This window comes from Saccharopolyspora griseoalba, from assembly GCF_042665275.1.
GTDB lineage: Bacteria > Actinomycetota > Actinomycetes > Mycobacteriales > Pseudonocardiaceae > Saccharopolyspora > Saccharopolyspora griseoalba.
In genome coordinates, this window is record NZ_JBHTCJ010000004.1 from 291,151 (window position 1) to 304,581 (window position 13,431).

Below are 13,431 nucleotides of genomic sequence, written 5' to 3' on the forward strand. Positions count from 1 at the left end.
CTGCCAGGCGCGAGGCGATCGCCCACCCCAAGGTCAACTCGACGGGCCGCCGCGACCCCTGACGGCACCACCTGCTCGGGCGAAGCCGGGAAGCCCTCCCAGCCGCGATCCCGGCTGGCATGCCGTTCGGGCCGCGGGCTGGGAGGGGATTCGGTGAGCGGATTGGGAGGGGATTCGGGTTGTCGATCGGGAGGGGATTCGGGGAGAGCGGGGGTTGGTTACTTGGGGCGCCAGGAGGAGCGGGTCGGGGGTCCGGAGGGGCCCGGGGGACGCGCTGGGCGGGGGCGGCGTTCCCACGGACGGCTCGCGGGCTTGGAGCGGGCTGGCATGGGCAGCAACCTATGGCACCGGATGGGGCCGGTGTGAACCACCTCGGGGCTTTGGTGAGATTTACCGCATGCCGATCTACCTGCGATGATCACGCTGCGCTGATCATCGTTCACGACGCCGCAGGTGAGCGCGGGGCGGGTGATCGACACCGGGTCGACGCGGGGTGCGGCGGCCGCGCCGGCGGGTGTGACTCGCCCGGGTGAAATCGCGAGATCGGCGGCATCCCGCGACTCGTCCGGCCGGGGTCGGGCGGTCCGGCGCCCCGCCTCCGAGGTGGACGGACGGGTCGAATCGAGCAATCCTGCGTTCGAGTGATGCGGGTGGTTGTTGAGCGTTGGCACTCGCCTGGGTAGAGTGCTAGCAGAACGGCGCCGGAGCGCCCCGGCACCCGCGACGGCGGGGAGCCACGGAGCCGTCGATTCCCAGCCAACGCTTCGAAGGCCCCAGAAGGTGGAGGTCATCACCGTGGCGAGCATCAAGCCGCTTGAGGACAAGATCGTCGTCCAGGCGAGCGAGGCCGAGACGACGACTGCGTCCGGCATCGTTATCCCGGACACCGCCAAGGAAAAGCCCCAGGAGGGCAAGGTCCTGGCAGTCGGCCCGGGTCGAATCGACGAGAAGGGCAACCGCATCCCGGTGGATGTGAACGAAGGCGACGTCGTCATCTACTCGAAGTACGGCGGCACCGAGGTCAAGTACAACGGCGAGGAGTACCTGATCCTCTCCGCCCGCGACGTGCTGGCCGTCGTCAACTGACGACTTCCGCATCACGTGCGCAAGTGCCGCCCCGGCGGTCCCGACCGCGGGACCTCCGGGGCGGTCGCATGTCGGCGTGAGAACCCGCGCAGATCAGGCACGCATTGAAGGGCTGTTGGAAACATGGCTAAGCAGATCACCTTCGACGAGGAATCGCGCCGCGCGCTCGAGAGCGGCGTGAACCAGCTCGCCGACGCGGTGAAGGTCACGCTCGGTCCGCGTGGCCGGCACGTCGTCCTGGACAAGCAGTTCGGCGGACCGCAGATCACCAACGACGGCGTCACCATCGCTCGCGAGATCGAGCTGGAGGACCCGTTCGAGAACCTGGGCGCGCAGCTCGCCAAGAGCGTCGCGACCAAGACCAACGACGTCGCCGGTGACGGCACCACCACCGCCACCGTGCTGGCCCAGTCGCTGGTCAAGGAGGGCCTGCGCAACCTGGCCGCCGGCGCGAACCCGGCGGCGCTGAACAAGGGCGTCACCGCCGCCGCGGATGCCGTGGTGGAGGCGCTGAAGGGCAACGCCACCCCGGTCAAGGGCCGCGACAACATCGCCCAGATCGCCACCGTGTCCTCGCGCGACGAGGCCATCGGCGATCTGATCGCCGAGGCGATGGAGAGGGTCGGCGAGGACGGCGTCATCACCATCGAGGAGTCCTCGACGCTGGCCACCGAGCTGGACGTCACCGAGGGCGTGCAGTTCGACAAGGGCTTCATCTCCCCGCACTTCGTCACCGACGCCGAGCGCCAGGAAGCCGTCCTGGAGGACGCGCAGATCCTGCTGCACCGGGAGAAGATCTCCAACCTGCAGGAGATGCTCCCGCTGCTGGAGAAGATCGCGCAGAACGGCAAGCCGCTGCTGATCGTGGCCGAGGACGTCGAGGGCGAGGCGCTGTCCACCCTGGCGGTCAACGCCGTCCGCAAGACCTTCAAGGTCGCCGCGGTCAAGGCCCCGTACTTCGGCGACCGCCGCAAGGCGTTCATGGACGACCTGGCCGTGGTCACGGGTGCTCAGGTCATCGCGCCGGAGCTGGGCCTGAAGCTCTCCGAGGTCGGCGAGGAGGTGCTGGGCTCGGCGCGCCGGATCACCGTCACCAAGGACAACACCACCGTGGTGGACGGCAAGGGCAAGGCCGAGGACGTCTCCGACCGCGCCGCGCAGCTGCGCAAGGAGATCGAGGCCACCGACTCCGACTGGGACCGCGAGAAGCTGCAGGAGCGGCTGGCCAAGCTGGCCGGCGGCGTCGCGGTGATCAAGGTCGGTGCGGCCACCGAGACCGAGCTCAAGGAGCGCAAGTCCCGGATCGAGGACGCCCAGTCCGCCGCCAAGGCGGCCGCCGAGGAGGGCAGCGTGCCCGGCGGTGGTTCCGCGCTGATCCACGCCGCCAAGTCCCTGGAGGGCAACCTCGGCCTGTCCGGCGACGAGGCCACCGGTGTGCAGCTGGTGCGCCGCGCGCTGGAGGCCCCGCTGTTCTGGATCGCCAACAACGCGGGCCAGGAGGGCGCGGTCGTGGTCTCCAAGGTCCGCGACCTGGACTGGGGCTCCGGCTACAACGCCGCCACCGGTGAGTACGGCGACCTGCTCGCCGCCGGTGTGGTGGACCCGCTGAAGGTGACCCGCTCCGCGGTCTCCAACGCCGCGTCCATCGCCCGGATGGTGCTCACCACCGAGTCCGCCGTGGTGGACAAGCCGGCCGAGAAGGCCGAGGAATCCGGCCACGGGCACGGTCACGGCCACGGTCACTGACCGGTCGAACGACGAAGATCGGGGCGGCACCCGCGCGGGTGCCGCCCCGATCTCTTTCTCCCCACTTCGTCTCCTCGCCGGGGTTCGGATGACGCCCCTCGAATCATCCGCGCCCGGAGACCGGCCGCTCTCGGCGGTCGTCGCAGGTCAGCTGGCCGCGACCGCCAGCTGCTGGCGCTTGCGCGCCTTGATGATCACTTCGCGTTCCGATTCGGACAGCCCGCCCCAGATGCCGTAGGGCTCCTGAACCGCCAGAGCGTGCGTCCGGCACTGCGCGAGCACCGGGCAGTGCTGGCACACCTCCTTGGCCTTCGCCTCCCGCCTGGCTCGTGCCGGGCCGCGCTCGCCGTCCGGGTGAAAGAAGTACGCGCTGTCCATGCCCCGGCACGAACCCCGGATCTGCCAATCCCAGATGTCCGCGTTCGGGCCTGGAAGCCGTCGAGTGTCTGCCATTGCGACAACCACCTCCTACCGGTGGATCCCCTCCCTCGCTACGACGGGACTGCCGTAGCCTCGCATGATCCGACCGTAGAACCGAGTCAAAACTTGTTCAACCCTTTTCGCGTCACAAGCTGTTCATCGTTGGAGTGATCTTTTGGTTTCGGGTGATCGAAGTGCCAACGGCTTGCTCTCCGCGTGCGTGGACCGGAATATGTCCCGCGTGACGACGCGGCCGGAATCAGCCCGAGAGGTGGAGCCCCCGCTCCCGATCGACGCATCGGAGCCGGGGTCGGAGGAGTTCTCGGGCGGCGCTGAGGGCTCCGACGAGGAGCCGCGACTCAGCGTCGCGGCGGTGGCGCGCCGGCTCGGCGTGGCACCGGCGACGCTGCGCACCTGGGACCGCCGCTACGGGTTGGGTCCCAGCGGCCACACCAGCGGCAGGCACCGGCGCTACGGGCCGGACGACATCGCCCGCCTGGAGCAGATGCAGCGGGCGCTGCTGCGCGGCGCTTCCCCGATGGAGGCCGCCCGCTACGCCCGCACCGTGTCGGCGGCCCCGTCCTCGTCGGCGAAGTCGGCCGAGGCGGAGAGCGTGACCGGTGGGGACGAGCCCGTGCTGCTGTCCGGCGTGCTGGACGGCAGCGACGACGAGCTCAAGTTCGCCGGGTCGAGCACCGGTGGCCGCGGCCTCAAGCTCACCGGCGCCGGGCCGCGCACCCGCGGCCTGGGGCGCGCGGCGCTCGCGCTGGACTCCTACTCGGCGCAGCAGCTGCTGATCGAGGCGCTGGAGTCCGAAGGGGTGGTGGCCACCTGGCAGGAGATGCTGCAGCCGGTGCTCCGCGCGGTCGGCGAGCGCCGTCAGCGCTCCGGGACCGGGGTGGAGGTGTTGCAGCTGCTCGCCGACTGCGCCTCGACGGCGCTGCGCTCGGTGATCGCCACCGCGCCCGCACCGATCAACCCGCGCCCGGTGGTGCTGGCCCCGGTGCCCGGCGAGGCCCAGGGGCTCGAGCTGGTGGCGCTGGCGGCCGCGCTGGCGGTCAACCGGGTGGGGCACCGCCTCTACGGCGCGGCCCTGCCGCGCGAGGGCCTGGCTGCCGCTGTGCGCCGCTCAGCGCCCGCGGCGGTGGTGCTGTGGGCGGAGCAGCCGCACTACGCCGCTCCGCGCGTCCTGGACGACATTCCGATCACCCGCCAGCGGGCGCGCGCGTTCGTGGCCGGCGCCGGGTGGTCGGCCGAGGCGCTGCCGGGGCACGCCGAACGGCTCGGCTCGCTGGAGGCGGCCGTCTCGCGGGTGTCGGAGACCGTGCTCGGCTAGATTGAGCATGTGTGACCTAAATCACATAAGGGCTTGGAAGCCGTCGCCCGGATGGTCGATCGGACGGGCGAAGTCTCCCGCGAGAGGTGTGCGATCGGGTGAATATCGCAGGTATGAGGCCCGCCCGGTTGATTCCTCGGGGTAGCCGCAAGCGGTTGCTCCGAACTAGTGAAGACCTCTCACGTGTGTACTTGAACAGCTTTCTGTGCGGATTTAGCACCGGATCGTGTCAAGGTTCCGCTCTGTGCGTCCGATAGGGGAGATGGAACGTCACTCGCCTGCAGGAAGGAGTTCCCGTGACGACGGTCTTGATCTGCGATGACCGACGTAGCGTCCGGGAAGGGCTCACTCGTGTGATGTCAGCTGTCCCGGGAGTGAGCCGGATTGATTGCGTCGCACATGGTGACGAGCTGTTGGCCCGCTTCTCGCGGCAGTCCGTGGACGTCGTGCTGGTCGGTACCCAGCGAGCGGTGCCCAACGGCGTGGAGGCCACCCGGCGGCTCGTCTCGGCCCACCCGCAAGCGAACGTGATCGTGTTCGGTGCACCGGACGACGCGGCCAGCATCGCTGCCGCCATCGCCGGTGGTGCCCGCGGTTACCTCCGCTGGGACGCGTCCCGCCCCGAACTGGTCGCCGCGCTGGCCCACACCCTGGCCAGCACCTCGGTGCCCGCTCCGCGGCAGCCGTCCGACCCGGGCGTGCAGCTGACCGAGCGCGAGCTCCAGGTGCTGCGGGGCATGAGCCAGGGCAAGAGCAACGGCCAGATCGGCCGCGAGCTCTACCTCTCCGAGGACACGGTCAAGACTCACGCGCGCCGGCTCTTCCGCAAGCTGGGCGTTCGGGACCGTGCTCAGGCCGTGGCGCACGGGTTCCGCCGCGGTCTGGTCGCCTGACGATCGAACCCGCGAGCCGGAGCGCGCCGTCGCTGGGGGACGCCGGCGCTCGGCTCAAACGTTGACTCCCCGCGAGCTGACGTCACCGGGCGACTGAGGCTCGCGTCACGCATCACCCCGGGTGTGTGACGCGAGCCATAGTTTCGCCGGCGCCGGGGTTTTCGCGTCCGGAATCGCGAAAACCCCGACAAATCACCGACGGAGCCGTTCCCGGGCGGCTCGCGCGAGAGCTGCGGAGCTCCGCGCGCCGGCCCTGGCGAGATCGTGTTGTCCAGGGCGAACACCTTCGGCTCCGGCTTCTGGTAGATGTGGATGCGTGACGACCTCCACCCGCGCTTCCCACTCCCTGTTCTGCGAGCGCCCCGTGCCCGGTACGGTGGCCACGGCGCAGCGTGCGGTGCACGCGAGTTTCGCCGGGCAAATCCGAATCGCTTGAACGCGTAACACCAGGGCTGCTGTCTGCGATGACCAATGTGGGGGACGGGCTGGACGCTCTTGTAAGCGCCGCCGTCGACGGCGATCGTCAGTCGATTGAGCGCTTGCTGGCCGAAATCCGTCCTTTGGTGGTGCGGTACTGCCGCGCCAGGGTCGGACGAAACGAACGGTCGTTCGCGAGCGCGGACGACGTGGCCCAGGAAGTGTGCCTCGCGGTGCTGACCGCGCTGCCCACTTACAAGGACCAGGGTCGTCCGTTCCTGGCGTTCGTGTACGGCATCGCCTCGCACAAAGTGGCTGATGCGCACCGTGCTTCGGCTCGCAACCGCTCAGATCCCGTCGCGGACGTCCCGGACACTCCGGAATCCGAGGCGGGACCCGAGCAGCGGGCGATGCAGGGTGAGCTCTCGGGCAGGATGGCGCAATTGCTTCGCGTCCTCCCGGACAAGCAGCGGGAGATCCTGCTGCTCCGGGTGGTGGTCGGGCTGTCGGCGGAGGAAACCGCCGAAGCGGTCGGCTCGACGCCGGGCGCCGTGCGCGTGGCGCAACACCGCGCGCTGGCCCGGCTGCGCAAGACGCTGTCCGCGGAGGAGGTGGTCTGAATGGCTGAGCGGAAAGGGCCCGAAGGGGAGCAGCGAGGAGGCGACCCGATCGAGTCCGGGCTGCACCAGGACCGTTCGACCAATGGCGACGAACGGGACGCGGATCCCGGAGCGGCGCCCGCAGACGAGGGAACGGAACTGATCGACAAGCACCGGGAATCCGGCTCTGCCGAGTCAGCGGCTCCGCAGGACGACGCCGGCGCTGGGTCCGGCGCCGAGGTGCTCGCCTTCCGGCAGCGCACCGAGGCCGCCGACGAGGGAGAGGTCGGCGCGGCCGAGTTCGACGACGAGCCGATCGACCTCACGACGTTGCAGGACGACGATGCCCTGCTGGACGCGCTCGGCGGCACCGACCCCGACGTGTCCGCTCTCACCGGCGATTCCGGTCCGAGCGTCGAAGAACTGCTGGTCGCGTGGCGCCAGGACGTGGACGCCGCGCCGATCGGTGATCTGGTGAACGTTGACACCGCCGCTACGGCGATCGCCGAGGGCAAGCGGCCGCGGCGCGGGCTGCGCCGCAGGCACCTCGTCCCGGTGGCCACCGCAGCCGCGGTTCTGATGATCACCTTCACCGGCGTCGGCGTGGCCGCTCGCGACGCGCAGCCCGGCGACATGCTGTGGGGCGTGGCCAAGGTGCTCTACACCGACCGCACGCAGGCCATCCAGGCCGCGACCGACGTGCGCGAGGACCTGAACACCGCCGAGGGCGCGGTCGAGGACGGCAGGCTCACCGCGGCCGAGGAAGCACTGCGCTCGGCCCGCGAGCGGATGGGCCAGGTCGACGCCGAGCACGGGCTCAGCGAGCTCAGGGCCGCGCACGCCTCGCTGACCAAGCGGATCGGCGAGAACGACAGCGAGCCCTCCTCGACGAGCTCGACGCCGAGCACCTCGGAGATGCCGAGCGCGCCGCCGTCGCCCTCGCAGCCGCTTCCCCCGGTCCCGCCGACCGGCAGCTCGACGCCTCCGTCGAGCACCACCGGTCCGACGGAGCCGACCACCTCGCCGAGCGAGACCAGCAGCTCGGAGAGCTCGTCCTCGGGCTGGAGCTTCTTCCCGCAGGACGGCAGCAGCAGCGGTCAGCAGGAGACCACCTCCCAGCAGTGAGCCCGCGAACGCGAAGAAGGGGTTCCCGATCCGATCGGGAACCCCTTCTTCGCGTTCGGACCGCGCCTTCGCGCGGGAGCCGGGAGCTTCAGCGGGCGCTTTCGCTCTCCGTGACGCCGTCGGCGTAGCCGCGGCAGTACTCCCAGGTCACGTAGTGGCCGGGGTCCGGGTTGAAGGCCGGCTCGTGCGGGCGCATCTTCCCGTCGTGGAGCAGCTGGGCGAGGCTGGAGCGCAGCAGCTCCCAGTCGTGGTAGTGGCACTCGCCGCAGTCCGTGCAGTCCACCACGATCCCCCGGACGCCCCGGGGTTCGAGCAGCGCCTGGTAGACGGCGAGGTCGGTGAGGTCGGCGAGCAGCTCGGCGCGCTCCTCGTCGCCGAGCGGCGGCCCGTCGTCGGCGTCGTGGTCCCCGAGTGCCATGCTCGGATCTTCCGGGTCGCCCGCGAACGGGTCTGGTGGCATCGGATCTTGCGGCACGAACCGCACGGTACCGGCTGCACCGGCGCTGTGGGGCGCTCGGGGGAGGTGTCGTTGAACTCGTCGCGCGCGGGGCGCGGCGGAGCCCGCCTGCACGCTCCGTGGTGTGGCACACCCCTGCTGGGACGGGGCATGTGGGCGCTGACCTGTGGTCTCTATCATTCGGGGAATCCCTGTACTCAACGCCGCGTTGCTACCGGCACAGCCAACCCAGGACGCGCACGCCGTGGTTTCCCCCCAGCTGGCCGCATCCTGAGCAGGTTTGAGGGCCACACCGTGAAGGAAGGGCACATCCCGCGCTATGACCAGCGAACTCTCCGCACCCGGTCTCCCTTCGAAGTTCGCGACTCTGGGTCTGACCTTCGATGACGTTCTGCTGCTGCCCGACGAGTCGGACGTGATCCCGAGCTCGGTGGACACGTCGACCCAGCTCTCCCGAAACGTCCGCCTGCGCATCCCGCTGCTGTCGGCGGCGATGGACACGGTGACCGAGGCCCGGATGGCGATCGCGATGGCGCGCCAGGGCGGTGTCGGCATCCTGCAGCGCAACCTGTCGGTCGAGGAGCAGGCCGCCCAGGCCGAGGTGGTGAAGCGCTCCGAGGCGGGCATGGTGACCGATCCGGTGACCTGCTCCCCGGAGGACACCCTCGCCGAGGTCGACGCGCTGTGCGCCCGGTTCCGCATCTCCGGTGTCCCGGTGACCGACCCGGACGGCACGCTGGTCGGCATCATCACCAACCGCGACATGCGCTTCGAGGTGGACTACACCCGCAAGGTGCGCGAGGTGATGACCGCTGCGCCGCTGATCACGGCGCAGGTCGGGGTCACCGCCGACGCCGCGCTGGGCCTGCTGCGCCGCAACAAGATCGAGAAGCTGCCGATCGTGGACGGCGCCGGCAAGCTGCGCGGCCTGATCACGGTGAAGGACTTCGTCAAGACCGAGCAGTACCCGAACGCGACCAAGGACCCGGACGGCCGCCTGCTGTGCGGCGCGGCGGTCGGCGTCGGCGCCGACTCGCACGAGCGCGCGATGGCGCTGGTCGACGCGGGCGTGGACGTGCTGATCGTGGACACCGCGCACGGGCACTCCCGGGCGGTGGTGGACACCGTGGCCACCCTGAAGAAGGAGCTGGGCAACTCCGTCGACGTCATCGGCGGCAACGTGGCCACCCGCGCGGGCGCGCAGGCGCTGGTCGACGCCGGGGCGGACGCGGTCAAGGTCGGCGTGGGCCCGGGCTCGATCTGCACCACCCGCGTGGTCGCCGGCGTCGGCGTGCCGCAGATCAGCGCGATCTACGAGGCCAGCATGGCCTGCCGCCCGGCGGGTGTGCCGATCATCGGCGACGGCGGCATCCAGTACTCCGGCGACATCGGCAAGGCCATCGCCGCGGGCGCGAGCAGCGTGATGCTGGGCAGCTTGCTGGCCGGCACCGCCGAGTCGCCCGGCGACCTGGTGCTGGTCAACGGCAAGCAGTTCAAGGTCTACCGGGGCATGGGCTCGCTGGGCGCGATGCAGACCCGCGGTCAGGGCAAGTCCTACTCCAAGGACCGCTACTTCCAGGACGACGTGCTCTCCGAGGACAAGCTGGTTCCCGAGGGCATCGAGGGCCGGGTGCCGTTCCGCGGCCCGCTGGCCCAGGTGGTCGACCAGCTGGTCGGCGGCGTGCGCTCGGGCATGGGCTACACGGGTGCGAGCACCATCCCGGAGATGCAGGACGCCAAGCTGGTGCGCATCACCGCGGCGGGTCTCAAGGAGTCCCACCCGCACGACATCCAGATGACCGTCGAGGCCCCGAACTACACCTCGCGGTAAGCCCGCCCGCTTCCGCCGGAGGTCCCGTCGCGCGCCGCGCGGCGGGACCTCTGCTGGGAAGGGGGAAGGCCAACCACCCCCGGTCGGCGGAGCCCCGGGACCTGCGGAGAGAATGTTGCGCTGGACATCGGCGCCGCGAGGGAGGACATACGGTGCGGGATCAGGTTGAGATCGGCATGGGCCGGACGGCCATGCGGGGCTACGACTTGGACGACGTGGAGATCGTCCCATCGCGGCGCACCCGGTCGTCCCAGGACGTGTCGCTGGCTTGGCAGCTCGACGCCTACAAGTTCGACATCCCGCTGGTCACGCACCCGACCGACGCGATCGTCTCGCCGGCCACCGCGGTGCGGATCGGCCAGCTGGGCGGGCTCGGCGTGCTTAACGCCGAGGGCCTGTGGGCCCGGCACGCCAACGTCGAGGCCAAGCTCGCCGAGATCGTGCGGGTCGCCGAGGAGAGCAGCGACTCCGAGGCGCCGATCAAGCTGCTGCAGGAGCTGCACGCCGCGCCGATCCAGCGCGACCTGGTGATCGAGTCGCTCAAGCAGGTCAAGGACGCCGGGCTGACCGTGGCCGCGCGGGTGAGCCCGCAGCACGCCGAGGAGCTGACCCCGCTGCTGCTGGAGGCCGGCGTCGAGGTGCTGTTCGTGCAGGGCACGATCATCTCCGCCGAGCACGTGGCGCGCGACGGCGAGCCGCTGAACCTGAAGAACTTTATCAACGAGCTGGACATCCCGGTGGTCGCGGGCGGTGTCGGCGACTACCGCACGGCGATGCACCTGATGCGCACCGGCGCGGCGGGCGTGATCGTGGGCTTCGGCCAGTCCCGCGCCTCGACCACCACGCAGGTGCTGGGCATCGGGGTGCCGATGGCCACGGCCATCGCCGACGCCGCGGCAGCCCGCCGCGACTACCTGGACGAGACCGGCGGCCGCTACGTGCACGTCATCGCCGACGGCTCGCTGGGATACTCCGGCGACATCGCCAAGGCCATCGCCTGCGGTGCGGACGCCGTGATGCTGGGCGAGCCGATGACGGAGTCCTCCGAGGCGCCGGCCCAGGGCTACTACTGGACCTCGGCGGCGGCGCACCCGAACCTGCCGCGCAGCGAGATCGTCGGCTTCGCCGGCTCGGACGCCGACCTGGAGCAGCTGCTCTACGGCCCCAGCAGCGATCCCTACGGCACGCTGAACCTCTTCGGCGGCCTGCGTCGCGCGATGGCCAAGACCGGCTACAGCGACCTCAAGGAGTTCCAGAAGGTCGGCCTCCAGCTGCGGTCCTGAGCGGTGCGGACGGGGCCGCGCTCCGCTGCGGGTGCGGCCCCTCGGTCGAATCACCGTACTCCGGGTAACGGGTACGCGGTGTCCGCTCCAGGCCTTCCTACTCGCGAGTAGTTTGCCTTAGGCTGTTGCGCATGGCACAGCGTGGTGATGCGGGTAGCGACTTCGACGTGGTGGTCATCGGCTCGGGGTTCGGCGGCAGCGTGGCGGCGCTGCGGCTGACCGAGAAGGGCTACCGCGTGGCGGTGCTGGAAGCGGGCAGGCGGTTCACCGACGACGAGCTGCCCAAGACCTCCTGGGACCTCCGGAAGTTCCTGTGGGCGCCGGCCCTCGGCTGCTTCGGCATCCAGCGGATCCACCTGCTGCGCAACGTGCTGATCCTGGCCGGTTCCGGTGTCGGCGGTGGTTCGCTGAACTACGCCAACACCCTCTACCGCCCGCTCAAGCCGTTCTACAACGACCCGCAGTGGGCGCACATCACCGACTGGGAGTCCGAGCTCGCGCCGTACTACGACCAGGCCACCCGGATGCTGGGCGTGGTCGAGCAGCCCTCGGAGACCCCGCACGACGTGATCATGAAGCAGGTCGCCTCGGACATGGGCGTGGCCGACACCTTCCACCGCACGCCGATCGGGGTGTACTTCAACGAGCCCGGCCGCACCGACGTCGACCCGTACTTCGGCGGCGCCGGGCCGGCCCGCACCGGCTGCACCGAGTGCGGCGCCTGCATGACCGGCTGCCGGGTGGGGGCGAAGAACACGCTGGTCAAGAACTACCTCTACCTCGCCGAGGCCGAGGGGGCCGAGATCTTCCCGCTGACCACGGTCAGCAGGCTGGGCAAGGGCGCGGACGGCCGCTGGCGTCTGCTGACCAAGCGCACCGGCAAGAAGCACGACCGCGACGCGCGGATCTTCAGCGCGGACCAGGTCGTGGTCGCCGCGGGCACCTGGGGCACGCAGAACCTGCTGCACCGCAGCGAGCAGCGCGGCGACCTGCGGCTCTCGGACCGGCTGGGACACCTGACCCGCACCAACTCCGAGGCGATCATCGGCTCGCAGATGAACCGGGTCGATCCGGAGCGCGACTTCTCCCAGGGCGTGGCCATCACCTCCTCGTTCCACCCGGACGAGGACACCCACATCGAGCCGGTGCGCTACACCAGGGGCGCCAACGCGATGGGGCTGCTGCAGGTCCCGGCGACCAAGGGCGGCAACGGCTCCCGGGTCAAGCAGTTCCTGAAGTTCGTCAAGGACCACCCGCTGCTGAGCCTGCGGATGCTCTCGGTGCGCAACTGGAGCGAGCGGACGGTGATCCTGCTGGTCATGCAGAGCCTGGACAACTCGCTGACCACGCGGGTCAAGCGGTTCTTCGGCAAGTCCTTCCTGACCTCGCGGCAGGGGCACGGCGCGCCGAACCCGAGCTACATCCCGGCCGGGGAGGACGCCAACGAGATGGTCGCCGAGAAGATCGGCGGCATCGCGGGAGGCACCTGGGGCGAGCTGTTCGACGTCCCGCTGACCGCGCACTTCCTCGGCGGCTGCGCGATCGGCGACGGGCCCGAGTCCGGGGTCATCGACCCCTATCACCGCGCGTGGGGGCACCCGGACCTGTCGATCGTGGACGGCTCGGCGGTCAGCGCGAACCTCGGCGTGAACCCCTCGCTGACCATCACCGCCCAGGCCGAGCGAGCCTTCTCGATGTGGCCGAACAAGGGCGAGCAGGACCCCAGGCCGCGGCAGGGCGCTGGCTACCAGCGCATCAACCCGGTGGAACCCAACTCCCCAGCGGTCCCCCCGACGGCCCCGGCAGCCCTCCAGCTCCCCGTCGTCTAGCGGCTGTCGAGGGGCTGTTCCGCTCAGCGATGCGGGTCGCAGAACCTCCAGCGGCTCCGCGGCCTGCGGTCCCACCTCATGCGGCGCCCCGCACGGCGTCGGGGGCGTCCTCGCCCCGACGCCGCTGGAGAACCTGCGGCGGCCCCGGCTGAGCCCCACTCCCTGACACGGCGGCTCCGCCGCATCCTCGAACAGCTCCTCACCCCCACCACCCCCCGCACACCCCTCCGGGCGCCGGAAAACCCTCGGAAACGGGACACCGAATGGGAGGTGATTCGGGGCCTGGAATCGGCTCCCATTCGGGGGTGAAGTTCGAGGGTTTTTCGAGGGGGACCTGATCGGGGTGGCTGGTTGGTCGGCGTGTCGGGCGGCAGTGGGCGGTGCGCGGTCGGGGTGATGCGGTTGTGGC

General features: G+C 70.5%; 11 protein-coding genes. 9 read left to right on the forward strand and 2 right to left on the reverse strand.

Features of this window, described 5'->3' with window-relative positions; all coding sequences use genetic code 11:
* Positions 1 to 795: 795 nt before the first annotated feature.
* A complete protein-coding gene (groES, locus tag ACFQRI_RS10260; protein WP_380667026.1) occupies positions 796 to 1,086 on the forward strand; it encodes a co-chaperone GroES in 291 nt (96 codons plus the stop codon).
* 123 nt (positions 1,087 to 1,209) lie between these two features.
* Positions 1,210 to 2,832 carry a chaperonin GroEL gene (groL, locus tag ACFQRI_RS10265; RefSeq protein WP_380667028.1) on the forward strand — a complete coding sequence of 541 codons (1,623 nt, stop codon included), beginning with the start codon at positions 1,210 to 1,212 and terminating at the stop codon, positions 2,830 to 2,832.
* 147 nt (positions 2,833 to 2,979) lie between these two features.
* Here the strand turns inward: groL and ACFQRI_RS10270 are convergent, their stop codons facing one another.
* Positions 2,980 to 3,285, reverse strand: a complete 306-nt coding sequence (locus ACFQRI_RS10270) for a WhiB family transcriptional regulator (RefSeq protein WP_093414062.1) — start codon at positions 3,283 to 3,285, stop codon at positions 2,980 to 2,982.
* 340 nt (positions 3,286 to 3,625) lie between these two features.
* Between ACFQRI_RS10270 and ACFQRI_RS10275 the strand changes: the two genes are divergently transcribed.
* The 4 genes from ACFQRI_RS10275 (at position 3,626) to ACFQRI_RS10290 (ending at position 7,622) form a co-directional block, all read left to right on the forward strand.
* A complete protein-coding gene (locus tag ACFQRI_RS10275) occupies positions 3,626 to 4,588 on the forward strand; it encodes a MerR family transcriptional regulator (protein WP_380667031.1) in 963 nt (320 codons plus the stop codon).
* 296 nt (positions 4,589 to 4,884) lie between these two features.
* Positions 4,885 to 5,481, forward strand: coding sequence for a response regulator transcription factor (locus ACFQRI_RS10280; protein ID WP_344125513.1), 597 nt, complete (start codon positions 4,885 to 4,887; stop codon positions 5,479 to 5,481).
* Between the two features lie 464 nt (positions 5,482 to 5,945).
* Positions 5,946 to 6,518, forward strand: a complete 573-nt coding sequence (locus tag ACFQRI_RS10285) for a sigma-70 family RNA polymerase sigma factor (protein ID WP_380667033.1) — start codon at positions 5,946 to 5,948, stop codon at positions 6,516 to 6,518.
* On the forward strand, positions 6,519 to 7,622 hold the full coding sequence (locus ACFQRI_RS10290) for an anti-sigma-D factor RsdA (RefSeq protein ID WP_380667036.1): 1,104 nt from the start codon (positions 6,519 to 6,521) through the stop codon (positions 7,620 to 7,622).
* A gap of 88 nt (positions 7,623 to 7,710) precedes the next feature.
* Here the strand turns inward: ACFQRI_RS10290 and ACFQRI_RS10295 are convergent, their stop codons facing one another.
* Entirely contained in the window at positions 7,711 to 8,082 is a 372-nt protein-coding gene (locus ACFQRI_RS10295) for a DUF5319 domain-containing protein (protein ID WP_380667320.1), read from the reverse strand.
* Between the two features lie 316 nt (positions 8,083 to 8,398).
* On the opposite strand from ACFQRI_RS10295, the gene guaB reads away from it, so the two are divergent.
* From guaB to ACFQRI_RS10310, 3 genes are all read left to right on the forward strand, one after another.
* Positions 8,399 to 9,910 (forward strand): IMP dehydrogenase, encoded by a 1,512-nt coding sequence (gene guaB / locus ACFQRI_RS10300; protein WP_380667038.1) that lies wholly within the window; start codon positions 8,399 to 8,401, stop codon positions 9,908 to 9,910.
* Positions 9,911 to 10,062: 152 nt separating this feature from the next.
* Positions 10,063 to 11,193, forward strand: coding sequence for a GuaB3 family IMP dehydrogenase-related protein (locus ACFQRI_RS10305; RefSeq protein ID WP_380667040.1), 1,131 nt, complete (start codon positions 10,063 to 10,065; stop codon positions 11,191 to 11,193).
* A gap of 131 nt (positions 11,194 to 11,324) precedes the next feature.
* Complete coding sequence (locus ACFQRI_RS10310) at positions 11,325 to 13,022, forward strand: GMC family oxidoreductase N-terminal domain-containing protein (protein ID WP_380667042.1); 1,698 nt, start codon at positions 11,325 to 11,327, stop codon at positions 13,020 to 13,022.
* Positions 13,023 to 13,431: the final 409 nt, after the last annotated feature.

Bases quoted from the DNA above. Each gene is read 5' to 3' on its own strand.
- groL (WP_380667028.1), top strand. From the start codon at position 1,210: ATGGCTAAGCAGATCACCTTCGACGAGGAATCGCGCCGCGCGCTCGAG.
- ACFQRI_RS10270 (WP_093414062.1), bottom strand. From the start codon at position 3,285: ATGGCAGACACTCGACGGCTTCCAGGCCCGAACGCGGACATCTGGGAT.
- ACFQRI_RS10285 (WP_380667033.1), top strand. From the start codon at position 5,946: ATGACCAATGTGGGGGACGGGCTGGACGCTCTTGTAAGCGCCGCCGTC.
- ACFQRI_RS10290 (WP_380667036.1), top strand. From the start codon at position 6,519: ATGGCTGAGCGGAAAGGGCCCGAAGGGGAGCAGCGAGGAGGCGACCCG.
- ACFQRI_RS10295 (WP_380667320.1), bottom strand. From the start codon at position 8,082: ATGCCACCAGACCCGTTCGCGGGCGACCCGGAAGATCCGAGCATGGCA.
- guaB (WP_380667038.1), top strand. From the start codon at position 8,399: ATGACCAGCGAACTCTCCGCACCCGGTCTCCCTTCGAAGTTCGCGACT.
- ACFQRI_RS10310 (WP_380667042.1), top strand. From the start codon at position 11,325: ATGGCACAGCGTGGTGATGCGGGTAGCGACTTCGACGTGGTGGTCATC.